The 21,661-nt window shown below is 68.9% G+C and carries 21 protein-coding genes and 2 tRNA genes; 5 read left to right on the top strand and 18 right to left on the bottom strand.

Annotated elements, in window-relative coordinates:
• Positions 1-49 precede the first annotated feature (49 nt).
• From ACZ7PG_RS17730 to ACZ7PG_RS17765, 8 genes are all read right to left on the bottom strand, one after another.
• Entirely contained in the window at positions 50-1,090 is a 1,041-nt protein-coding gene (locus ACZ7PG_RS17730) for a hypothetical protein (protein ID WP_470240110.1), read from the bottom strand.
• Entirely contained in the window at positions 1,087-2,736 is a 1,650-nt protein-coding gene (locus ACZ7PG_RS17735; RefSeq protein ID WP_470240111.1) for a hypothetical protein, read from the bottom strand. Before ACZ7PG_RS17735 ends, ACZ7PG_RS17730 begins: the two co-directional genes overlap by 4 nt.
• Positions 2,733-3,518 carry a hypothetical protein gene (locus ACZ7PG_RS17740; RefSeq protein WP_470240112.1) on the bottom strand — a complete coding sequence of 262 codons (786 nt, stop codon included), beginning with the start codon at positions 3,516-3,518 and terminating at the stop codon, positions 2,733-2,735. The genes ACZ7PG_RS17735 and ACZ7PG_RS17740 overlap by 4 nt, the downstream gene beginning before the upstream one ends.
• 2 nt (positions 3,519-3,520) lie before the next feature.
• On the bottom strand, positions 3,521-3,727 hold the full coding sequence (locus ACZ7PG_RS17745) for a hypothetical protein (protein WP_470240113.1): 207 nt from the start codon (positions 3,725-3,727) through the stop codon (positions 3,521-3,523).
• Positions 3,724-4,095 (bottom strand): SsgA family sporulation/cell division regulator, encoded by a 372-nt coding sequence (locus ACZ7PG_RS17750; RefSeq protein ID WP_470240114.1) that lies wholly within the window; start codon positions 4,093-4,095, stop codon positions 3,724-3,726. The genes ACZ7PG_RS17745 and ACZ7PG_RS17750 overlap by 4 nt, the downstream gene beginning before the upstream one ends.
• 2 nt (positions 4,096-4,097) lie before the next feature.
• The gene (locus tag ACZ7PG_RS17755; RefSeq protein ID WP_470240115.1) at positions 4,098-4,382 is read right to left on the bottom strand and encodes a hypothetical protein; all 285 of its coding nucleotides are present in this window, start codon (positions 4,380-4,382) and stop codon (positions 4,098-4,100) included.
• A gap of 127 nt (positions 4,383-4,509) precedes the next feature.
• Complete coding sequence (locus tag ACZ7PG_RS17760; protein WP_470240116.1) at positions 4,510-6,609, bottom strand: type IV secretory system conjugative DNA transfer family protein; 2,100 nt, start codon at positions 6,607-6,609, stop codon at positions 4,510-4,512.
• On the bottom strand, positions 6,609-6,878 hold the full coding sequence (locus ACZ7PG_RS17765) for a helix-turn-helix domain-containing protein (protein WP_470240117.1): 270 nt from the start codon (positions 6,876-6,878) through the stop codon (positions 6,609-6,611). Before ACZ7PG_RS17765 ends, ACZ7PG_RS17760 begins: the two co-directional genes overlap by 1 nt.
• A 286-nt stretch (positions 6,879-7,164) precedes the next feature.
• Here ACZ7PG_RS17765 and ACZ7PG_RS17770 point away from each other — a divergent pair, with 286 nt between their 5' ends.
• Positions 7,165-8,007, top strand: a complete 843-nt coding sequence (locus tag ACZ7PG_RS17770) for a GntR family transcriptional regulator (RefSeq protein WP_470240118.1) — start codon at positions 7,165-7,167, stop codon at positions 8,005-8,007.
• Complete coding sequence (locus tag ACZ7PG_RS17775; protein WP_470240119.1) at positions 8,004-8,672, top strand: HAD family hydrolase; 669 nt, start codon at positions 8,004-8,006, stop codon at positions 8,670-8,672. The genes ACZ7PG_RS17770 and ACZ7PG_RS17775 overlap by 4 nt, the downstream gene beginning before the upstream one ends.
• A gap of 20 nt (positions 8,673-8,692) precedes the next feature.
• On the opposite strand, the gene ACZ7PG_RS17780 is transcribed toward ACZ7PG_RS17775, so the two are convergent.
• From ACZ7PG_RS17780 to ACZ7PG_RS17790, 3 genes are all read right to left on the bottom strand, one after another.
• Positions 8,693-10,789 carry a tyrosine-type recombinase/integrase gene (locus ACZ7PG_RS17780; RefSeq protein ID WP_470240120.1) on the bottom strand — a complete coding sequence of 699 codons (2,097 nt, stop codon included), beginning with the start codon at positions 10,787-10,789 and terminating at the stop codon, positions 8,693-8,695.
• An 85-nt stretch (positions 10,790-10,874) separates the two neighbouring features.
• Positions 10,875-10,947, bottom strand: a tRNA-Ala gene (locus ACZ7PG_RS17785).
• Between the two features lie 26 nt (positions 10,948-10,973).
• Positions 10,974-11,141, bottom strand: a complete 168-nt coding sequence (locus ACZ7PG_RS17790) for a DLW-39 family protein (RefSeq protein ID WP_086679331.1) — start codon at positions 11,139-11,141, stop codon at positions 10,974-10,976.
• A 414-nt stretch (positions 11,142-11,555) separates the two neighbouring features.
• Between ACZ7PG_RS17790 and ACZ7PG_RS17795 the strand changes: the two genes are divergently transcribed.
• The 3 genes from ACZ7PG_RS17795 to ACZ7PG_RS17805 all read left to right on the top strand — a co-directional run bounded on the left by ACZ7PG_RS17795 (position 11,556) and on the right by ACZ7PG_RS17805 (position 13,142).
• Positions 11,556-11,996 (top strand): VOC family protein, encoded by a 441-nt coding sequence (locus ACZ7PG_RS17795; RefSeq protein ID WP_470240121.1) that lies wholly within the window; start codon positions 11,556-11,558, stop codon positions 11,994-11,996.
• Positions 11,997-12,024: 28 nt separating this feature from the next.
• The gene (locus ACZ7PG_RS17800; RefSeq protein ID WP_470240122.1) at positions 12,025-12,471 is read left to right on the top strand and encodes a nitroreductase family deazaflavin-dependent oxidoreductase; all 447 of its coding nucleotides are present in this window, start codon (positions 12,025-12,027) and stop codon (positions 12,469-12,471) included.
• A gap of 95 nt (positions 12,472-12,566) precedes the next feature.
• Positions 12,567-13,142: an alpha/beta hydrolase-fold protein gene (locus ACZ7PG_RS17805; RefSeq protein WP_470240123.1), complete on the top strand. Its 576-nt coding sequence runs from the start codon at positions 12,567-12,569 to the stop codon at positions 13,140-13,142.
• A gap of 92 nt (positions 13,143-13,234) precedes the next feature.
• Here ACZ7PG_RS17805 and ACZ7PG_RS17810 read toward each other — a convergent pair.
• The 7 genes from ACZ7PG_RS17810 to gnd form a co-directional block, all read right to left on the bottom strand.
• Positions 13,235-13,308: transfer RNA gene (locus ACZ7PG_RS17810), tRNA-Ile, on the bottom strand.
• Between the two features lie 49 nt (positions 13,309-13,357).
• Positions 13,358-14,038 (bottom strand): DUF3566 domain-containing protein, encoded by a 681-nt coding sequence (locus ACZ7PG_RS17815; protein WP_470240124.1) that lies wholly within the window; start codon positions 14,036-14,038, stop codon positions 13,358-13,360.
• Positions 14,039-14,088: 50 nt separating this feature from the next.
• Positions 14,089-16,644 carry a DNA gyrase subunit A gene (gyrA, locus tag ACZ7PG_RS17820; protein ID WP_470240125.1) on the bottom strand — a complete coding sequence of 852 codons (2,556 nt, stop codon included), beginning with the start codon at positions 16,642-16,644 and terminating at the stop codon, positions 14,089-14,091.
• A gap of 51 nt (positions 16,645-16,695) precedes the next feature.
• On the bottom strand, positions 16,696-18,663 hold the full coding sequence (gene gyrB, locus ACZ7PG_RS17825; protein WP_470240126.1) for a DNA topoisomerase (ATP-hydrolyzing) subunit B: 1,968 nt from the start codon (positions 18,661-18,663) through the stop codon (positions 16,696-16,698).
• A gap of 197 nt (positions 18,664-18,860) precedes the next feature.
• Complete coding sequence (locus ACZ7PG_RS17830) at positions 18,861-19,469, bottom strand: DciA family protein (RefSeq protein WP_470240786.1); 609 nt, start codon at positions 19,467-19,469, stop codon at positions 18,861-18,863.
• Between the two features lie 106 nt (positions 19,470-19,575).
• Positions 19,576-20,730, bottom strand: coding sequence for a DNA replication/repair protein RecF (gene recF / locus ACZ7PG_RS17835; RefSeq protein WP_470240127.1), 1,155 nt, complete (start codon positions 20,728-20,730; stop codon positions 19,576-19,578).
• Between the two features lie 10 nt (positions 20,731-20,740).
• Positions 20,741-21,631, bottom strand: a complete 891-nt coding sequence (gene gnd / locus ACZ7PG_RS17840; protein ID WP_470240128.1) for a phosphogluconate dehydrogenase (NAD(+)-dependent, decarboxylating) — start codon at positions 21,629-21,631, stop codon at positions 20,741-20,743.
• Positions 21,632-21,661: the final 30 nt, after the last annotated feature.

Genomic DNA, 21,661 nt, shown 5'->3' on the forward strand with positions numbered 1-21,661 from the left:
TGAGTTGGTGGCTTACTTGGTGGTTCTGCGGTGGTGAGTGAGGTAGCGATCATGAGTTGGTGTGGTGGGGCTTGAGTTCGGTGATGAGCTGCAGTGGGGCGGGCTGTTCGCGGAGTTCTTGCAGGGCGGTGCCGGCGGTGCCTCGGGAAACTTCGGCCAACGCCATGAGCTGATCGACGGTCGGGAGGTCACCGTGCTGCGCCTGGTGCCGCCGGGCCGCCGCGCGCGCCCGGTCCCGCTTCGGCGACGCCGGTGGGACGGCTGGACGCTCCGGCTTCGCCTCGGCCGCACCGCGCTCCGCCGCGCGGTGCGGCTGGACGGATTCCGGCTGTCCGGCTGTACGTTCGGTCCCGTCGATCGCGTTGGACGCGTTCACCGGGTCCTGCTGAACGCGCTCGGGCTGAACGGCCGGGGCGTCGCTCGCGTCGGGCTGGACAGGCTCGGGCTGAACGTCCGGACCGGACACGGCAGTCTTCGCCGCGCCCTTCGATCGCGCCGCCGACGGCCGCGCCGTGATCAACTGGTGGACGGCCACCCCGCCGATGGACACCACCGCCATCACCACGCCGGTGTCCCAGTGGTTTCCAGTCGAGTAGCCGTGCAGGAAGTTCAGGCCCGCCGCGACCGCGGCGAACACCCACACCCCGACCTTCAACGCGCCGGTCGGCTCGCCGCGGCGCGCGCCGAGCGTCACCGCGAACGCGAACGCCCACATCGCCGCCTCGCTGAACAGCGGCAGCAACACCCCGACCGGACCGAACACCTGCCGCCCGTAGGCGGCCATCGCCGACCACGCCAGGATCGCCGGCACCAGGATCACCGGCACGAACAGCAGATCCAGCGCATGCTCCCGGCCCGCGGCGATCACCGTCTTGCCCAACCGCGCCCGCGCCGCCTTCCGCTCGGCCGCCTTCTTCTCCCCCGCCGCCTCCTTCGCGCGTGCCGTGGCCTGCTGCAGCTCGAAGGCCAGCCGCCGGTCCTCCCGCTCCTCCGCCCGCCGGGCCGCATCGTCTTCGCGACGCTGCTCGGCGACCGCGGCCCGGTCGGCCCGGGCTTCCTCGCGCCGCGTCGTGACGCCGTCGGTGTTCATCCCAGCTCCTGTACAAGGTTGTCGTCGTGTACGGCCTCGGCGGCCTGGTCCTCGGCGTTCCAGCGCGCGCAACGCTCCGCCCGCGCCGCGTCCTCACCGACGCTCTCGGTCCGGGCCACAGCGTCCTCGGCGGCGCTCACCGCGCGGCCGCACTCGACGACTCGCGTCCCCAGCGGCGGCGAGTCCTGCTCGGCGAACACGTCGTCGATCCGGCCCAGCGCCTCGTCCGGCACGTCCGCGACGCGGCCCTCGCGCGCGCCGTCAGCGCCGAAATAGTCGTTGCACATCCCGCATCGGCCCGACTCGTTCCCGCACTCCGCGACGTGCTCGGCGACCACGGCCCGCAACGCCGGATCCCGCTCGGCGGCCGCCATGCTCCCGGGCCGGGGCGGTCGCGAAGCCGCGGCCGCGCGGGCGTCCCGTTCCCGTTCCGCTCTCAGCTGCGCCCACTCCTCGGCGCGCACACGCTCGGCCTGCTCGCGGGTGACCCGGTTGAAGTCGTCCCGGTCGATCCCGACCGCGGCGAGATCGGCGTCGGTGACAACCCCGGCCGGTAGCGCGTTGACCGCGGCCTGTACCCGGGCCAGTTCCGCCGCCACATCGAACGTCGAAGTGTCCGCCTCGGCCGCGTTTCGAGCCGGGCCCGGCAGATTGCGGGCGATCCAGCTGCCCGCCGCCGGCTCCCGCTCCGGCGCCTCGCGCCCGGGCGCGTTGTCGACCGATTCGAAGTCCGACCGGTCCCAGCCGGCCGCGTCGCCGGTCACGGTGGACACCTCGCCGGTCACGGTGGACACCTCGCCCGTGCGGCGATCGCGGACGATGTCGCCCAGCTCGAAGCCGGTACCGCCGCCGGTGGCCGTGTCGTCGAACTCGTCCTCCTCGCCGAATTCGGCGTCGATGGTCCGCTGCCGCAGCTGCTCGGCGGTGTCCAGTGCGGCCCTCTCCATGTCCTGCTCACCGGCATGGCCGCGGTCGTAGCGCTCGATGGCCAGCTCGACCAGTTCACGATGTTCCGGCCGGGACGCAACCGCCGCACGGCGCGCCGTGTCCGGTTCCGCGCCGGTTGCCAGCTCGCGCTCGTACACCGACAGCGCGTCGTGCGCACGGTTGTAGTTGCCGACCGCCGTCAGGTACGGCAAGGACTCCGCGAGATCGGCCTCCGACGGCCCGGCCGTGCCGTCGTGCGCAGCCGCGGCGGGCTCCGCGAACGCAGCGGCGATCTGCTGAGCGGTCTCGGCGCTCACCCGCGGGGTGTACCGGTCGGCGGTGCCGACCACCGCGGCGCTGCGCGCCGCCTCCTCGCCCATCCCCTCGGCTCGCCGGCGGCGGTACTCCGCGATGGCGTCGGCCGCCAACCCGGTCTCGTCCTCCGCTGCGGCCCAGGCCGCTGCTTCGTCGTCGGTCCAGCCGTTGTCGGCCGTGCCGACGAACCGGTCGACGGCGTCCTCGGCGGTGCTGTAGTTGCGCAGCGCCTCTTCGGCGGGCATCACTGCGGCCGGGTCGATCACCACCACCTCGACGTCCTCATCGGCCGGCGTCTGCTGTGCGTGCTGTTCGTTGCTGGTCACTGCTGCTGCCACCCCTCGGGTGTCGTTGTCGGCCGACTCGGCGGCCTCGTCGGTGCTCAGCGCGCTGTCGTCGGTCATCGCCGACCACCCCCGGCCCGGCGACGGGCGGTCTCGGCGGCGCGGGCCTCGGCGACGACCTCAGCGTCGGGCTCGGGCGCGGTATCGGTGCGGGCGCTCCCCCACCACGCCGCGATCGATGCCAGCGCCGCACCGGACGGGATCGTCGGCGCCGGCCGGTGCAGCTCGCCGTCGTGCTGGTGGTTCTCCAGCGAGCAGTTCGCGGTCGCGGCCTTGATCCGCTTCACCGCACCGGGGCGGTAGCGGTCGTGCCAGTCCGCGGCCCGCGCCACCGTGGCGTCCTTGTCGACATAGGCTGCCAGCCACGACCGCATCAGGCACAGCAGTTCCTCGACGACGTCCGCGTGCCACCACCAGCACTCCGGCAGGGCGGCGTCGTGGTAGCGCAGGAACACCCGCACCAGCCAGAACGACAGGTCCGACAGCACTTCCTGCGCCAGCTCGACCGGGTCACGCTCGGCGTCGGCGTGGTCGGCCAGGTCCAGCCATGACAGCGGCCCGGTGCGCTGGCCTTCTTCCTCGGTGTTGGCCTGCTCGACCAGGGTCTTCACGACCTTGGCCAGCTTCGTGACCTGCTCCGGCAGCGGCGCGACCTCGTCGCGCAGCTTCTGCACCTGCGTCGGCAGCGGCGTCACCGCGTCCATCGCCATCCGCAGGCCCTCGACCTCGCGGGCCAGGCCGGCGACTGCCGAGCTCGTCGCGCAACCTGCGGGAATCTGCGGCTGCCCAGGGCCTGCGCTCTCGGCGGGGCCGGCGGTGCTGTTGTCGTTGGTCTCGCTCATGTTCAGGCCACCTCCACCAGGTCGAAGCGGGCATGGAGCTCGATCCAGTCGGCGTGGTGGCGACCGTCGGCGGTGTGATAGCGGCCGTCCACACCGGACACCCACACCCGCATCAGGTCATCGCGCACCGACGGGTGATCCGCCGGCTCACACAGGCCCGACGCCCCGGCCACCAACCACACCCGGGTCCGGTTCGCCTTCGCGGTCACAGCGCCACCCCCGGAAACTCGGCGGTGTCCGACCAGTCCACGAACCGCGACTCCTCGCCGGGACGGACCATGCGGTGGGTCAGGCCGAGCAGCGCGGCGACGTCGTCGCGGCGCAGCACCGCCCAGCCGCCCCCGTCCGGCGTGGCGAACCCCAGCACCACCAGGTCGCCGCGGGCGAACACCCGCAGATCCCCGTCACCGACCCGACAGTCGGCGGTCAGTGCCTCGGCGAGCAAGTCCCGCCCGATCACCCACTCCTGCGGGCACACCTCGGCCGGGAACTCGACGGTGATCGCATACGGGTCGCTGGTGCAGTAGCGCGCCGAGATCGTCGTCGTGCCGCGCCCAATCAGGGCGGGAAGGTCCATCCTCATCGGACCCGCCCCCGCTCCGGGCCGGTCGACGCGGCGAGGCGGTGGCCGGCCTCGGCGACCACCCACGCCACGAACTCCAGCCGCAGCCCGGCTGCGACCTGCCCGGCCAGGTAGTCGGTGATCTGCTGCGCGGTCTGTCCGTGCAGGGCGCGCCACACGATGATTTCCACCAGCGCGGCCACCAGCTCGAACCGTTCGCCGGTCTCGGTCTGCGCGACGTCGCGGGCGAGCTGGGTGATCACGGTGGTGATCCGGGCGGTGTTGATGGGTCCCGTCGGCATGGTGCTCATCCCGGTCACCGGTTCCCTTCCTTGCGGGCGGCCTCGCGGCGCGCGCGTTCGATCGCTTCCTGCTGGCGCTGCAGCTTCTGGTGCCAGGCACCGGAGTCGTTGTTCGCGCTCATACCGGTCACCGCCCCTCGTGGTCGTCGCGGGCGGCGTCGGCCCAGGTGGCATCCAGCTCGGCATCCAGCGCTGCCAGCGGATCCGCCGCCGCAGGCGCGCCCGGCGCGGGCTCGGCCGCCGGGGCCGGGTCGGCCGGGCGGTCCAGCCGGACCGTGTCGGCGCGCAGGATCGGCTCGGTGTGGTCCTGCGCCGGCACCGTCACCGGCTCCGCTTCGCGGGTGCTCTTGCGGGTCGCGGCCCACTGCTCGAATCGGGCCATCCACGGCTCGACCCGGTCGGCGAGAGTGTCGACCATTGCGGCCAGGAACGTCGTCGCCGTCTCGTGCCGCGCGGACCAGCGGGCCACGAACGCCTCGCGAGCCTCGGCGCGGGCCAGCGCCTTGACGTCATGGCGCTCCCACGCCATCCGCAGCTTCCCCACCGCGACCGGCATCCCGCGGCGCACCACCACGACGTGCCGCTCGGGCAGCTGGGAGATCTCGCCCGCCGAGAGCACCGGCACCCGCTGCGGGCTCCGCCCGGTCACCCGGCCCGACTCGTCCTCGTGCTCGACCATCTCGCGCCGCTCGCACGTGAGCAGCGAATAGGCCTGCAGGTCGGCGTCGTCGCGGGCGCCGGCGAGGATCAGCACACTCGCCGAATTCGTCATGATCGCCGCGCAGCCCATGTCACCCCACCGCTGCCGCAGCTGCGCGCGGGACTGGGCTCCGATGTGGATGGTGATGTTCCGGCCACCCATGTCCGCAGACCAGCGATCCAGCGGCACCGGCGCGATCAGGGCCGCCTCGTCGAGGATCAGCGTGAACGCGGTGTCCAACCGCCCCGACGGCGACTCGGTCGCGACCCGGCGAGCCTCCCGGGCGATGTGCCCGGTCAGCGCAGCCAGCAACGGCGCGGTGTGGGCCTCCTCCGCCCCGAGCAGGTAGACGGTCGCCTTCGACTCGAGCAGCTCGGCGACGTCGAACGTGCCGCCGGTGGCGGCGGCCTTCGCGGTCGGGTCGGTCAGCCACGCCAACGCGGGCATGATCGTCGTCGTGATCGAGGACCGGGTCCGGTCGTTGGTGGTCAGGAACTGCTCCGCAGTCGCGACGAACATCGGCTCCGGCGAGCGCCGCAGCAACCGCAGCACCTCATCCGCCGCCCGCTCCGGGGACGCGACCCACTCGGCGACCTCGGCCATCGACAGCTCCCCCAGCGCGGCGGCGTGCATCAGCGTCGCCAAAGCGCGGCGGGCCTGGGACACCCAGTGCTCCCGCTCGTCACTGCCGCCTTCGGCCGGCAGCAGGTCCGTCGCGCGGTAGGTGGCGGTCACCGGGTTCTCGCACCCGGTCAGCGGGTCGAACGTGATCGTCGAATCGAGCTTGCCCAGCCCGGACGGGTTGAACACGTACGCCGGGCCGTGGTCACGCTCGCGCAGCTTCGCGGTCAGCTCGATCAGGTCGGTGCGGGTGCTGGTGGCCAGCACGGCGCCCGGGGCGTCGATCAGCAGGCCAGCCAGGTGCCCGGTCTTGCCCGAGCGGGGCCCGCCGAGGGTCAGCGTGACGTCCTCGACCGGCGACCAGATCCACTGCCAGCCCACCCGGGCCAGCCGCGCGGCGTACTCGGTCACCGCGGTCCGGCGACGCTGCCACCGGGAGGTGTTCTTCAGCGACGGCTTCAACGTCCGCGCCTTGCGCCGCATCGCCCGCTTCGACGCCTTCCGCCAGATCATGAACCGCGACGCCACCCCGCCGTTACGGCGCGACCGCCGCGACCAGCGGCCCAGTACGCCGCGCGAGCCGCCTCGGCCGCGCAGGCTGAGCGCGAGGGCGAACAGCAGCACGGGGCCGCCGAGCACGAAACCCCACGGCCACACCCCGTAGCCCGGTGTCTCCGCCGGCACCCAGCCCACGAACCACACCGACAGGCCGACCAGACCGGCTGCCAGCGTCACTACCCGGGTCGCGTTGCCCTGCACCAGCTCGACCAGGCGAAACACACCCGCGGCGACACCCGCGACCACGAACCACGGCCAGATCACCGCGACCTTCACATGCCAGTCGCTCAAGAGAGCACCGATAAAGATCAACGTCGCCGCCACCAGGACGGCACCGAAAGTGCGCATCAGGCCGCACCCCCAGCCGACGTCGCGCGCCAGGCGTCGACCCACTCGGCGACGTCGACGCAGTTGCCAGCCGTCGCGGCGAAGTCGAGCAGCTGCTCGACCGCTTTCGCCGGCACTACGTAGCGGCCTTGTCCTGCGCCTCGACGGAGCCGGAGCGCCGGAAACGCGTCGGCGTGAATCAGGCGGTAGACGTACTCCTGCGAGAGGCTGAGTAGCGCCGCGGCCTCGGGCACCGTGTAGGTCGGCACCCCTGCCAGGCGCTTCCTCATCGCAGCCTGCAGCGCTATGTCGCGAAGTAGTTCACGAGTCTGGCCACGAGCGGCTTGGACCTCGTGTGTCGTAGCTTGTTCCTGCATCTGGGTCTCCAAATGTCCGATGCGAGACCCGGACGGGGTGGCACCCCCGTCCGGGTCGCTTTGTCTCCGGTGTCCCAGCCGGTTCGCACATGCCTAGCTTGGCTGGGCATGTTTGAAGATAGCCAGCATGGCTAGCCATGTCAACAGGCTGTCTAGGCTGGCTAGCCTGGACCGCTACAGGCGTCGTACCCTGATTTGCATGCAACTCGACCCGGACGACCCTCGACCGCCCTACCAGCAGGTCGCGAACGCGCTACGTGCGGCGATCCTGACGAAGACGTTCAAGGCCGGGGAGAAGCTGCCGTCCGGTCCGGAACTGTCGCAGCAGTTCGGCGTCGCACGCATGACAGTGCAGACGGCGATTCGACTGCTCCGAGATGAAGGCCTAGTCGTGTCTCGGCAAGGCAGCGGCGTCTACGTCCGCGAGCGCGCGCAGCGACCGGTAGACCTGCGGTCTCACCTCGAGCGCGCTTTCGAGCAGCCCGACGTATCTGTCGACTTCGCCGGCTTCTCCGGTGAGACACTGCATGGAGCTATCACCGAGCCGCTGGACAAGATCCGTGACGGACGTCTCCGGCCCGACTCGCTATCGATTCGACTGCTCGTGCCGGATCCGCGGCGGCCGTGGACGCTACCTGCCCAAGTCGACGACCTCGCTGACAGTCCCGCCTTCCGAGCGCGGGCCACGCGAATCATGGAGCGCCACACCCTGGCGATCGTGGACGCGGTAGCCGAACTCGCAGAACTCGGGCTCGTCCCGGAGGCGAAAGCGCAGGTGCGCTTCAACCCCGCCGTACCGCTGTTCAAGCTGTACGTGATCAACGACAGCGAGACGTTTTTCGGGTACTACCCCGTTCAGGAGCACCAAGTCACGCTCGACGGTGAGCGGACGGCAATCTGGGACTTGATGGGTAAGGACACGATCCTGTTCCACTACTCGGCAGACAGTGATGAGGACAGCCTCGCTTCGCAGTTCACTCGCCAGTCACGGATGTGGTTCGACTCCCTGTGGACCACTGTGGGCCGGGACTACCAGCCATGACCGCCGAGCAGCTCGCAGCGGCACTAAAGAGGACGTCGAGCGTTCTGCTCGACTTCGACGGGCCCATCTGCTCCGTTTTCAGCAGCTTCAGTCCGGCGGCCGTGGCTGACGAGCTACGAACTCGTCTCGGGCTCGATGCTGCACCTGAGACTCAGGAACCATTCGAGCTACTCAGTTACGTCGCCCGCCATGAACCGGCGAAACTCGTTAGCGCAGAGGCGGAGCTCGCCGAACTCGAGAAAGTCGCGGTCTCTCGCGCCGAGCCAACTCTCGACGCTGATGCAGTGCTCCGACACTTCAACGTGGCTGGACGACCGGTAGTCGTCGTGAGCAACAACTCCGCCGCGGCGGTGCGCGCCTATCTGGAGCAGCACAGTCTCAGGTCCCTCGTGGCCGGCGTGTCTTCGAGGGTCGATCCAGACCCCAGCTTACTGAAGCCTCACCCGCACTTGCTCCATCGGGCGGCAGTGATCTTGAGCTGCGCGGTTACCGAGTGCCTCATGATTGGCGATTCCGCTACGGACATCGAGGCCGCGCAGGCTGCCGGAGCCGTCGCCGTTGGCTACGCAAACAAGGCCGGCAAGCGCCAACGTTTCGAGCGCCTCGGAGCTGACGCGATCATTGGAGCAATGAGCGACTTGTTGGACGTTCGCACGCCTGTGTAGTCCCTCCGAGAGGGTCTACATCAGACGCGAGCAGCGACAGCGACCACGCCCCACGCCTCAGCGCGAGAAACATCGAGCTGCACTCGACGTGCCACCTCGCCGACTGGACGGCCCGCCTTGAGAGCGAGAACGGCGGCGTCGTACTCACGATCTCCCGACACTGCGCGCGGATCGATCACCAGCAGCCCGCGTTCCCCGCGAAGCACGTTGCCCGACGAAAGGTCCCCATGACACAAGGAACGCGACTCACCTTCAACGAGTTGCGCGAGGATCGGTAAGGCTCGCTTCCGTTCTTCGTCGCTCGCCGCCTCGGTGTCGGGCGGGAGGTCTGCCGCGTCGCCACCGAGCAGGCGCTCCCGCAGCCAACTGGAGACGGGCGGGAACTCCTGAGATTGCAGGGCGCCGGCGAGCGGGCGAAGGACGTCGGCGAGTTCGTCAACCGAAGCCGACCGAATGTCCTTTGTCCCCGGCTGCACCTGATCCATAACTGTCCACGTGCCGACCGTGGACTCCACGACTTGGTGGACGGCGGGCGCGACGCCCAGCATTGCGAGCCGTTGCGCCGCGCAGGCCTGGAGAGCACCAGCAGGATCAGGCGTCGACTTCATGATCAGCAGTCCGCTCGAGGTTTCGACCGACACGACCAGCCCGTAGCGAGCAGCCAAGATCTGCTTTGGGCGAGCATCGTAGCTGCGGCACAGTTCGGCCAACTCGGCTTCCACAGCAGCAGCCCACGACTCGCCGCGGGCTGGCCAGCGGGAACAGACGGCACGCGTGACGTCGTACGGCACCGATAGCTGCTTACTACCAGGCGACTTGTCAGGATGAACCTGCTTACGACTGGGCCGTTTCATTCGACCTCCGAGAATGTCGGCCGCGCGCTTGTCGGCCTCGGCGACCCACGCGGCGTACACCCTCATCGTGGTGACTCCGTTGGAGTGGCCAAGCCGGCCGGCGACAGTGCGAAGGTCGACTCCCGCGAGGATCAGCTCGGTAGCCGAGTAGTGCCGTAGCGCATGCAGGTGGCTGTCGATACCGATCGATGCGCACATCCGCCCGTAGCGATGCGTGACGGCGGAGCGGTTGCATGGCTGGTCGAACGCTGGCGCGTAAGAGAAAAGGTACGCCTGCTGAGTCGGCTTGACGTCGAGCGCGCGCACGCGCTCCTCGTACAGCGTCCGCAGGTCGCGCAGTACCTCGATCGTCGCGTCGTCGAGTGCGATTCGCCGTGGCTGATCGCTTTTGGTCTCGTGCACGGCCAGCTTCTGGTTCGTGAATTCGACGTCGCGCCACCGGAGACGGGTCAGTTCGCTGCGACGGACTCCGGTCACCATGACCAGCCACACGAGCGTGCCCCAGACGTCGTCCTGTTCCCAGGCCGCGTTGATGATCTGAGCAGCCTCGTCCGGCGTCGGCGGCTTGGGGTCGGGCTTCGGGGCCTTCGGCTTGACGGCCACTTCCGCGGGGTTGCTCTTCACCCACTCCCACCGCATGGCGGCGGAGAAGGTGCCGCTAATCATGGAGTGAATTTTGAGCACGCTTGCCTTGGCGAGTGGGCTGCAGGCGTGCGGCTGACACTCGGTGATCTTGCAGCCCTTTTCGGCGCAATCATGCGGTGGATAGCCAGCTGCCGGCGGTCGGCCCGGCGGACGCCGGTGCTTCGCCGTTCGGCACTCGTGCGGTCCGTCGATCCGGTGCTCTAGGAATGGCCGGCCGTCGCAGCGAGCCCGGCACCGGCGCAGGTCGGCGTAGAACTCCTCCAGCGTCCGCACCTTGATCCTTGCAAGGGGCTCGTCAGCGAATGCCGGGTAGATGAACCGCCTGGCGTACATCTCGTAGCCTTCTCGGGTCTCGTCGCCGAGTTCGGCCAGGCGCAGCCAGTCTTCCATCGCGACGCGCAGGGTGCCCTTGCTTCGCGCGTGCCGTTCCTCGTCGACCTCGGCGACCAGCCGAATCCGGATCCGCTCCGCTTCCTTCTCGTCGGTCGTGGAGTCGGTGAGGTAGAGCCGGTTGCCGGTCAGCGGGTCGACGCCGGCGTACACACTGACCTGGAACGAGTTCCCTCGTCGCCGGATGTGCCCACGCTCTCGGGCCTTGCGGTCAGCCTTCCGCACCATGATCTTTAGAGTACTCGCCGTCACAATGACTGACAGAGATCAATTCCGATCGTGGCGTGAGCCTAAAACCGCTGGTCAGACTGTGTGGAGCTGAGGGGAATCGAACCCCTGACCCCCGCCTTGCAAAGGCGGTGCTCTACCAATTGAGCTACAGCCCCGGGTGCGGGCTGACGCCCGCCGAAACTCAGTTGTGGGACGCACCCGCCGGCTTGGCCGGAGTGGTGCCGTTGTTCGAGGGGACCGGCGCGGTCGCCTCACGCCAGAGGTCGGCTTCCGCCTTGGCCGCCTTGTTGCGCTTCACGACGAACAGGACGCCGCCCGCGATGACCGCGAGTGCCAGCAGCTTCTTCACCGAAGCCCCCCTTCTCAGCTTGCTTCCCTTACCCCGCGATGTTACTGCACCGGCGCCGGCCGCCGTCGGGGGCGGTGGTTCCACGTGGAACCTTGATCGCGCGGGTAACGCACGTCACACGTGGAGGGAAATACGCGGACGGGGTGTCTCGTTGTACCCACTGGTCGGTGTGCCCACCGTGTCCCCCGGGCCTCAACCACTGCCTTCGCGGAGTTCCGTCCGGCTGGAGCCGCGAAGCGCCTCATCGCCGAGAGGCGACCGTGGCGCGCATCGACCGTGACCGCTCAGCCCTGCCGGTACATTCTCTTCCCGGCAGGGCTGACCTGTTTTGTGGTTACGTGTCGAGAACGTGGCGCCGGCTCCGTCCCTGGAGCACGAGCGGCCACGAGGGCCGCGCGACCAGGGGAGCAAATCGTGGCAATCCAGCGGATGGACAACATCGGCCTCGTCGTCGACGACATGGCGGCGGTCATCGAGTTCTTCCTCGACCTCGGCCTGGAGCTCGAAGGAAAGGCGACGGTCGAGGGACCGGACGTGGACCGCCTGGTCGCCCTCGAAGGCGTCCACTGTGATTTGGCGGTAGTGCGGACCCCGGACGGCCACTGCAGGCTCGAACTGATGAAGTTCCACAGCCCGGCGTCTCCCAGCCCCGCTGAGCAGAACGCACCGGTCAACGCGTTCGGCTTCCGCCGCATCATGTTCGCGGTCGACGACACGGAGGAGGTCCTCTCCCGCCTGCGCACCCACGGCGCCGAGATCATGGGCGACCGCGTGACGTACGGCGACAGCCACCAGCTGGTCTACGTCCGCGGCCCCGAGGGCATCATCATCGCGCTGGCCGAGAAGATCGCCTGAATCCCATTACTGAGGAGAGGACGCCACGATGGCTGTCGCCGATGACCTCGACCGCGCCACCGATTCGCAGTGGGACTGGGTCGCCGAGCAAACCCGCACGTACTTGAACTCGGGCGGCACGGAAGGCCACGAGTCGAACGGCGTGTACACGCTGATCCTGGCCACAACCGGCCGCAAGACCGGAGTCCCGCGCCGCACGTGCCTGATCTACGGAACCTCCGGCGAAGACTTCGTGGTCGTGGCGTCCAAAGCCGGCGCCGACGAAGACCCGGCGTGGTTCAAGAACCTCGAGGCGAACCCGAGCGTGGGAGTCCAGGTGGGAACCCGCCGTTTGACGGCCCAGGCCCGAGTGGCCACGGCAGCCGAGCGCGGTCCGCTGTGGACGAAGATGGCCGAGATCTTCCCGCTGTACGACGAATACGCGGAGAAGACGGAACGGGAGATCCCGATCGTCCTGCTGACCCCGTCGGAATGACCCCATCGGCGGGACGTCTCGTCACCGAGACGCTCGACTACGACGGTGGCCGGCAGGTCACAGCGTACGTTCCGGCGGATCCACCCCAGGCCGTCGTGTTCACCGGCGACGGTCCGTCGATCGCCTCGTGGGGGCGCGTTCTCGAGGAAGCCGGTTCGCTGCCCACGATGATCGTCGCCGCACACCGCCTCGACGACGAGACAAAGCGAATCCACGAGTACTCACTGGGCGAAAGCACGGCCGACTTCGTTTTCGACCCGGAACGGTTCGCCGCACACGAGAAGTTCTTCGTAGAAGACGTACCTCGATGGGCACGAACGCGGTTCGGCATCGCGGTACCCGTCGAGCGAACCGCGGTGTTCGGCGTCTCGGCCGGCGCAGAGCTCGCGCTCGCCATCGGACTTCGCCATCCCGAGAGCTACGGCGCCATCTTGTGCGCATCACCGGGCGGCGGATACCGACCACCCGCGGTGCTGCCGAAACGGCTCCCGCGCACGTATCTCGTCGGCGGCAGGAGCGAGCCGTGGTTCCTCGCCAACGCGACCCGATGGGCCGACGCGCTGCGCAACGCAGGCGCGGAGGTCGTCATGAAGGAACGAATCGGCTCTCACGGCGGTGCGTTCTGGCAAGCGGAGTTCCCGCTGATGGTGGCCTGGGCGTTCGCACCTTGACGCGTCGCCGGCTCGTCCTGGTGAAGACCGGATAGTCACGCAGACAGCAGAAAGCCCGACTCACCAAAGTGGTGAATCGGGCTTGTTCTGCGTGGGCCTACCAGGACTTGAACCTGGGACCTCTTCGTTATCAGCGAAGCGCTCTAACCGCCTGAGCTATAGGCCCTTGAACGAGGAGAACTTTACAGGACCCCCGAGGGGGCCCTGCAACCGGGTTACTCCCGTTCCGACAGGGTGACTTCGAGGCCGCCCGCGAGGTCGGCTGACACGTTGTAGATGAACGCGCTGACCGTGGCCAGGGCTGAGACCAGGACGATGTTGATCGCGCCGAGGATGGCTGCGATGCCGAACACCCGGCCCGCGCTGATCAGGGGTTCCGAGGAGGCGTTGGCTCCTTCGCCGCCCACCAGGGACGAGTACGTTCCGTTCAGCTTGTCCCAGACGCCCATGCCGTCGAGGACCGTGTACAGGACGCCTACCGCTACCAGCCAGACGAAGAACATCGCGACGCCCAGTACCAAGGACAGTTTCAGGACCGACCACGGGTCGAAGCGCTTGACCTGCAGCGATGCCCGGCGCGGGCCGCGGCCCGGGCGCCGTAGCGCGCTGGGCCGGGCTCGCTGGGACGACGCCGACGGGACGGCCGCCGCGGATGGCTCGGCGCTGGGTGGGGCGTCGCCGAAGAGGCGGGGGGCCGCGCTGCCGGTCACCACTGTGCGTTGCTCAGCGGAGACCGGCTGCGTCTCGTCGGTCGCCGGCTCGGGTTTGAAGAGCGCCTCGTCCGTGGCCAGCTTCACCGTTGCCTCGGAGTCGCCGTCCTTGCCGACCCGCTGCCAGGGCGGGCTCGCCGGAGTCCCGTTCGAACCCGCTGCCTCGGGATTCTCGGTTGGTGTCACGAAGAGTCAGTCCTTACCCGTGCCGTGGGGCCGTCGTCGGAGAGCAACCATCACTGCTCCGGCGTGGCCGTCGTTTCCTCACCCGCGTCAGGTGCTTCCGGAGCCGGGGCATCCTCGGGGGTGTCACCATTGGCGACGTCCGAGGGCTCGTCCGCGTTGCGTGCGACGGCGAGAAGAGTGGTGCCTTCGCCGAGATTCATCAGCCGGACCCCCTTCGTCTGCCGCCCTGCCTTGCGCACGTCGACCGCCGGCGTGCGGATCACGCCGCCGCTCGAGGTGATCGCGTAGAGCTCGTCCTCGGCGTCGACGATGAGTGCACCCACCAGCCTGCCACGTTTCCGGTCGTGCTGAATGGTGAGCACGCCCTTGCCGCCGCGGCCTTGGACCGGGTAGTCCTCGATCGGGGTGCGCTTGGAGTAGCCGCCGTCCGTCGCGACCAGCAGGAACTTGTCCTCCTTGACCACGCTGATGCCGAGCAGCTCGTCACCGTCGTTGAACCGCATGCCGAGCACGCCGGACGTCGGGCGGCCCATCGGCCGCAGCGCCTCGTCGGTCGCGTGGAAGCGGATCGACTGGCCTTCGGCCGACACCAGGAGCAGGTCGTCCTCGGCCGAGGCCAGCACCGCGCCGACCAGCTCGTCGCCCTCGCGCAGGTTGATGGCGATGAGGCCGCCGGAGCGGTTCGAGTCGAAGTCGGTGAGCTTGGTCTTCTTGACCAGGCCGCGCTTGGTGGCGAGCACCAGGTACGGCGCGGCCTCGTAGTTCTTGATCTGGATGACCTGGGCGATCTGCTCGTCCGGCTGGAACGCCATGAGGTTCGCCACGTGCTGGCCGCGCGCGTTGCGGTTGGCCTCGGGCAGCTCGTACGCCTTGGTCCGGTAGACACGGCCCTTGTTCGTGAAGAACAGCATCCAGTCGTGCGTCGAGCAGACGAAGAAGTGCTGGACGATGTCGTCCTGCTTCAGCGTCGCGCCCTGCACGCCCTTGCCGCCGCGCTTCTGCGAGCGGTACAGGTCGGTTTTCGTTCGCTTGGCGTACCCCGTGCGGGTGATGGTGACGACGACGTCCTCGACGGCGATGAGCTCTTCGTCGGTGACGTCGCCGCTGAAGCCGATGATCTTCGTGCGCCGGTCGTCGCCGTACTTCTCGACGATCGCCATCAGCTCGTCGCGGATGATCGCGCGCTGGCGCTCCGGCTTCTCGAGGATGTCCTTGAGGTCGGCGATCTCCAGCTCGATCTCGGCCAGCTGGTCGATGATCCGCTGACGCTCCAGGGCGGCGAGGCGCCGCAGCTGCATGTCGAGGATCGCGGTGGCCTGGATCTCGTCGACGTCCAGCAGCTCCATCAGGGCCGGCCGCGCTTCGTCGGCGGACGGCGACCGCCGGATCAGCGCGATGACCTCGTCGAGCGCGTCGAGCGCCTTGACGTACCCACGCAGGATGTGGGCCCGCTCTTCGGCCTTCTTCAGGCGGAAGCGGGTCCGCCGGACGATGACCTCGACCTGGTGCTTCACGTAGTGCCGGATGATCTGGTCGATCCGCAGCGTGCGCGGCACGCCGTCGACCAGGGCCAGCATGTTGACGCCGAAGTTCTGCTGCAGCTGGGTGTGCTTGAACAGGTTGTTCAGCACGACCTTCGCGACGGCGTCCCGCTTGATCGTGACGACGATCCGCATGCCGGAGCGGCTGTTGGACTCGTCGGCGATGTCGGAGATGCCGGTGAGCTTGCCGTCGCGGACCAGGTTCGCGATGTTCTCGACCAGGTTGTCCGGGTTGACCTGGTACGGCAGCTCGGACACGACCAGGATCGTGCGGCCCTTCGCGTCCTCTTCGACCTCGACGACCGCGCGCATCCGGATCGAGCCGCGGCCGGTGCGGTAGGCGTCCTCGATGCCGGAGGTGCCGAGGATCATCGCCTTGGTCGGGAAGTCCGGGCCCTTGATCCGCACCAGCAGCGCGGCCAGCAGTTCGTCGTCGTCCGCTTCGGGGTTCTCGAGCGCCCAGACGACGCCCTCGGAAACCTCGCGCAGGTTGTGCGGCGGGATGTTGGTCGCCATCCCGACCGCGATCCCGGAACCGCCGTTGACCAGCAGGTTCGGGAACCGCGACGGCAGGACGTCGGGCTCCTGCGTGCGGCCGTCGTAGTTGTCGCGGAAGTCGACGGTGTCTTCTTCGATGTCGGCCAGCATCTGCATGGCCAGCGGCGCGAGCCGGGACTCCGTGTACCGCATGGCGGCCGCGGGGTCGTTGCCCGACGAGCCGAAGTTGCCCTGTCCGTCGATCAGCGGGTAGCGCAGCGACCACGGCTGGGCGAGCCGCACGAGCGCGTCGTAGATCGCCGAGTCGCCGTGCGGGTGGTAGTTGCCCATGACGTCGCCGACGACGCGGGAGCACTTGTTGTACCCGCGGTCCGGCCGGAAGCCGGAGTCGAACATCGAGTACAGGATGCGGCGGGCGACCGGCTTGAGGCCGTCACGCACGTCCGGCAGCGCACGCGACACGATGACGCTCATCGCGTAGTCGATGTACGAGCGCTGCATCTCCTGCTGGATGTCGACCGGTTCGATCCGGTCGCTTTCCGGAGCCGGCGGCAGGGTTTCCGTCATGAGTCCTTCTCGAGTGCGGGTGGTCCTGGGCGGGACGGGATCGGGGGACGCCTACACGTCCAGGAAGCGCACGTCCTTGGCGTTGCGCGTGATGAACGAGCGGCGGGCCTCGACGTCCTCGCCCATCAGGACCGAGAAAAGGTCGTCGGCCTGGGCGGCGTCGTCCATCGTGACCCGGCCCAGCAGGCGGTTGGCCGGGTCCATCGTGGTCTCCCACAGCTCTTCGGCGTTCATCTCGCCGAGACCCTTGTAGCGCTGGATCGCGTCGTCCTTCGGCAGCCGCTTGCCGGCCTCGACGCCCGCGCGGATGACGGCGTCGCGCTCGTTGTCGGAGTACACGTACTCCGGCTCCGCCCGCGGCCACTTGATCTTGTACAGCGGCGGCCGCGACAGGAAGACGTGGCCGTGCTCGATCAGCGGCTTCATGAACCGGAACAGCAGGGTGAGCAGCAGCGTGGTGATGTGCTGGCCGTCGACGTCGGCGTCGGCCATCAGCACGATCTTGTGGTACCGCAGCTTCTCGAGGTCGAACTCGTCGTGGATGCCGGTGCCCAGCGCGGTGATCAGCGACTGGACCTCGGTGTTCTTCAGGACGCGGTCGATGCGCGCCTTCTCGACGTTGATGATCTTGCCGCGGATCGGCAGGATCGCCTGGTACATCGAGTCCCGGCCCTCCTTGGCCGAGCCGCCGGCCGAGTCACCCTCGACGATGTAGAGCTCGCACTCCTCCGGCTTGGTGGAGCGGCAGTCCTTCAGCTTGCCGGGCAGGCCGCCGATGTCGAGCGCGCCCTTGCGGCGGACGAGGTCACGCGCCTTGCGCGCGGCCATCCGGGCCTGCGCCGAGGAGATCGACTTGTTGATGATCGTCTTCGCCTCGGTGGGGTTGCGCTCGAACCAGTCGGCCAGCCATTCGTTCGTCTGCTGCTGCACGAACGTCTTCGCTTCGCTGTTGCCCAGCTTGGTCTTGGTCTGGCCCTCGAACTGCGGCTCGCCCAGCTTGATCGAGACGATCGCGGCGAGACCCTCGCGCACGTCGTCACCGGTCAGGTTGGCGTCCTTCTCCTTGAGCAGCTTCTTGTCGCGCGCGTACGCGTTGACGACGCGGGTCAGCGCGGCGCGGAAGCCCTCTTCGTGGGTGCCGCCCTCGTGCGTGTTGATCGTGTTGGCGAACGTGTAGACCGACGGCGTGAACCCGGTGTTCCACTGCATAGCGACCTCGACCTCGAGGCCGGGCCCCTTGGCGTCGAAGGAGATCACGCTGGAGTGGATCGGGTCCTTGCTGCCGTTGATGTGCTTGACGAAGTCCTCGAGCCCGCCCGGGTAGCAGTAGACCTTCTCCTTGACGCGGGCGACCTTGCCCTCGGCGTCTTCCTCGGTCTCCTCGTCGGCGACGCGTTCGTCGCGCAGGGATAGCGTCAGCCCCTTGTTGAGGAACGCCATCTCCTGGAGGCGGCGCGAGATCGTCTCGAAGTTGTACGTCGTGGTCTCGAAGATGCCGCCGTCGGCCCAGAACGTCATCGTCGTCCCGGTCTCGGTCGCCGGGCCGAGGTCTTCGAGGGGCCCCGGGATCTGGTCGGTGTACAGCTGGCGCCAGCTGCGGCCGCCGTACTTGACCTCGGCGAGCAGCCTCGTCGAGAGCGCGTTCACCACGGAGATGCCGACGCCGTGCAGGCCGCCGGACACCGCGTAGGAGTCGCTGTCGAACTTGCCGCCCGCGTGCAGCTGGGTGAGCACGACCTCGATGGTCGGCTTGTTCTCCTTGGGGTGCATGTCGACGGGGATGCCGCGGCCGTCGTCGACGACCCGCACCCCGCCGTCGGCGAGGAGGGTAACCTCGACCTTGGTGGCGTGCCCGGCCATGGCTTCGTCGACGGAGTTGTCGACGACCTCCTGGACGAGGTGGTGCAGCCCGCGTTCACCGGTGGAACCGATGTACATGCCGGGGCGCTTGCGGACCGCTTCGAGGCCTTCGAGCACCGTGATCGACGACGCGTTGTACTCGCTCTTGTTCTCGGTCACCGGCGTTGTTTCTCCTCGTCTCGCCCGAGCGGACACTCGCTCCCTTCCAGTGTACTTGGCCGCGTCCGCTGGCATGCGGCAAGGACACCCCTGAGCGCGTCGCAGACGGACGAAATCGATGTGAGCCGAGTCTTGACGTAGCTCGGGAGGTCTGGATGCGTTCTCGGGGCATTCAACCGAGCAACACGCAACCCGGGTCAGCCGTACGTGTCACGCGGGCCGCGGCCGGGCACGTGACGGGGTCCTTTCCGCCAGCTCGGGGCGGTCGGACCCTGGATCCGCATGCGCTTGACGACGCCGTTCCCGACCCCCGCCGCGATCTTGGCCAGCAGCTTTCCCTGCAGCAACCGGAGCTGGGTGGCCCACGCGGTCGAGCTGGCGCGGACGGTGAGCTCGCCGTCCTTGAGCACGACCGGCTGGGCGTGTTCGGCGACGTCCTCGCCGACCAGCCGCTCCCACTGGGCGAAGACGCGGGCGCTCGTGACGCTCTCGCTCCAGCCGCGGTCGGCGACCATCCGGGAGACGAGCCGGCCGAGCGGCTGCGGGTCGCGCGGGTCCGCGCCCGGCCCCGACCAGCGGCGACGCCGCGGGTTCTGACCCCCGCCGCCGACAGTGCGCCGTCGGTAGCCAGGCGACGTGCCGCGTTCCTTGGCCTTCGCCTTCGCCGCTTCGAGCGCGGCGTGGGCGAGGTCCCGGCCCGTCGCGGGAGCCTCGTTCGGCCCAGCGGTGTCGTTACGCTCAGTATCAGCAGGTGGCTTGGAGCTGCCGCGGGGCGATTTGTGCCACCCATCTGGCCGCAAAGTCACGGGCAGCGATAACTCATTCACCGTGTTATCCACACTGTCCACAGGTTTGTCCCCAGATCGGGTGCGATTCGTGTCGCCCGTCACATCGGGTGTTCGGTCGGGCCGCTCAGCCACGCGTGATCTCACCATCCGCCACCACGAACCGGGACCCGGCGAGCTCCCCGGGCACATCTTCGTCGACCGCCGCGGTCACCAGCACCTGTTCGGCGCTCGCGGCCACCTCGGCCAGCCGGGCCCGGCGCTTGCGGTCCAGCTCGGCGAACACGTCGTCGAGCAGCAGCACCGGCTCACCCGCCTCCGCGCGCAGCAGCTCGTAGCTGCCGAGCCGGAGGGCGAGCGCGAACGACCACGACTCGCCGTGACTCGCGTAGCCCTTGGCCGGCGCCTGGCCCAGGATCAGCTCCAGCTCGTCCCGGTGCGGGCCGACCAGGCTGATCCCGCGCTCGAGCTCGGCCTTCCGGGCCTCACCGAGCGCCTTGAGTAAGACGTCCTTGAGGACCTCGGGTTGCGCCCGCTCACCATTCGGTACGCCGTACGTCTCCGGCAGTGCTTCGCCCAGCGAAGACTTGTACGAAATCTTCGCCGGCCGCGAGTCCGGAGCGACGCCCATGTACGCCGAAGCCGCGTGCGGCCCGAGGTCCGCGACGAGGTTCAGGCGCGCGGCCAGCAGCTCCGCGCCGGCCACCGCGAGGTGGTCGTCCCAGACTTCCAGCGTCGAGAGCGCGTACGGGTCTTCGCGACCCGTACGCCGTTTTCCGGCTGTCTTGAGGAGGGCGTTGCGCTGCTTCAGCACCTTCTCGTAGTCGGCCCGGACCCCTGCGTACCGCGGCGCGCGCAGCACCAAGAGCTCGTCGAGGAACCGGCGTCGCTCGCCCGGGTCACCCCGGACCAGCGAGAGGTCCTCCGGCGAGAACAGCACCGTGCGCAGGATCCCGAGCACGTCGCGCGGCCGGCCGACCGCGCCGCGGTTGACCCGGGCGCGGTTCGCGCGGCCCGCGGTGATCTCGAGCTCGACCGTCAGCTCGCGGTCCTCGTTGACCACCGCGACCCGCACCAGCGCGCGCTCGCAGCCGTGCCGGATCAGCGGCGCGTCCGTCGCGACGCGGTGCGAGCCCAGCGTCGCGACGTACCCGATCGCTTCGAGCAGGTTGGTCTTGCCGCGACCGTTCTGGCCGACCAGCACGGTCGGCCCCGGTTCGAGCGCGAGATCGGCTTGCGGCCAGGAGCGGAAGTCGGTGACCTGCAGGTGACGCAGATACACCAGGAACTCCTTACCCGCCGACCTTCTTCACGGCGTGCCCGCCGAACTGGTTGCGCAACGCGGCGACCGCGCGCATCGCGGCCGAGTGTTCCTGACGCGAGGCGAAACGCGCGAAGAGCGCGGCCGAGATGACCGGCGCCGGCACCGCGTTGTTGATCGCTTCTTCCAGCGTCCACCGGCCTTCGCCGGAATCTTCGACGTAGCCCTCGAGGTCGTCGAGCTCCGGGTCCTCGTCGAGCGCGCGCACGAGCAGGTCGAGCAGCCAGGACCGGACGACCGTGCCGCGCTGCCAGCCCTTGATGACCGCGGGCACGTCGTTGACGACCTTCGCCGCTTCGAGCAGCTCGAAGCCTTCCGCGAAAGCCTGCATCATGCCGTACTCGATGCCGTTGTGGATCATCTTCGCGTAGTGACCCGCGCCGACGTCGCCCGCGTGCGAGAAGCCTTCCTCACGCGGACCTTCCGGGCGCAGCGCGTCGAAGATCGGCATCGCCCGCTCGACGTCGGCGGCCGAGCCGCCGACCATCAGGCCGTAGCCGTTTTCCTTGCCCCACACACCACCGGACACACCGCAGTCGGCGTAGCCGATCTTCTTCGACGCCAGCAGGTCGGCGTTGATCTTGTCGTCGGTGTACTTCGAGTTGCCGCCGTCGATGACCATGTCACCTTCGGCGAGCAGGTTGCCCAGCTCGGTGATGGTCTGCCGGGTCGGGTCGCCGGCCGGGACCATGATCCAGACGATCCGCGGAGCGTCCAGTTTGGACACCAGGTCCTCGAGCGACGTGGTGTCGCTGACGTCCGGGTTGCGGTCGTACCCGACCACCTCGTGACCGGCCGCACGCAGCCGCTCACGCATGTTGAAGCCCATCTTGCCCAGGCCGATCAGACCGAGCTGAACCATCGGATCCCCTTACGTGCTCAGGAAAAGTGC

Source organism: Amycolatopsis sp. NPDC114504, assembly GCF_055633595.1.

Excerpts from the sequence above, each read along its gene's own strand:
- ACZ7PG_RS17730 (WP_470240110.1), bottom strand. The coding sequence starts at position 1,090 with ATGAACACCGACGGCGTCACGACGCGGCGCGAGGAAGCCCGGGCCGAC.
- ACZ7PG_RS17735 (WP_470240111.1), bottom strand. The coding sequence starts at position 2,736 with ATGACCGACGACAGCGCGCTGAGCACCGACGAGGCCGCCGAGTCGGCC.
- ACZ7PG_RS17740 (WP_470240112.1), bottom strand. The coding sequence starts at position 3,518 with ATGAGCGAGACCAACGACAACAGCACCGCCGGCCCCGCCGAGAGCGCA.
- ACZ7PG_RS17750 (WP_470240114.1), bottom strand. The coding sequence starts at position 4,095 with ATGGACCTTCCCGCCCTGATTGGGCGCGGCACGACGACGATCTCGGCG.
- ACZ7PG_RS17755 (WP_470240115.1), bottom strand. The coding sequence starts at position 4,382 with ATGCCGACGGGACCCATCAACACCGCCCGGATCACCACCGTGATCACC.
- ACZ7PG_RS17760 (WP_470240116.1), bottom strand. The coding sequence starts at position 6,609 with ATGCGCACTTTCGGTGCCGTCCTGGTGGCGGCGACGTTGATCTTTATC.
- ACZ7PG_RS17765 (WP_470240117.1), bottom strand. The coding sequence starts at position 6,878 with ATGAGGAAGCGCCTGGCAGGGGTGCCGACCTACACGGTGCCCGAGGCC.
- ACZ7PG_RS17770 (WP_470240118.1), top strand. The coding sequence starts at position 7,165 with ATGCAACTCGACCCGGACGACCCTCGACCGCCCTACCAGCAGGTCGCG.
- ACZ7PG_RS17775 (WP_470240119.1), top strand. The coding sequence starts at position 8,004 with ATGACCGCCGAGCAGCTCGCAGCGGCACTAAAGAGGACGTCGAGCGTT.
- ACZ7PG_RS17780 (WP_470240120.1), bottom strand. The coding sequence starts at position 10,789 with ATGGTGCGGAAGGCTGACCGCAAGGCCCGAGAGCGTGGGCACATCCGG.
- ACZ7PG_RS17800 (WP_470240122.1), top strand. The coding sequence starts at position 12,025 with ATGGCTGTCGCCGATGACCTCGACCGCGCCACCGATTCGCAGTGGGAC.
- gyrA (WP_470240125.1), bottom strand. The coding sequence starts at position 16,644 with ATGACGGAAACCCTGCCGCCGGCTCCGGAAAGCGACCGGATCGAACCG.
- gnd (WP_470240128.1), bottom strand. The coding sequence starts at position 21,631 with ATGGTTCAGCTCGGTCTGATCGGCCTGGGCAAGATGGGCTTCAACATG.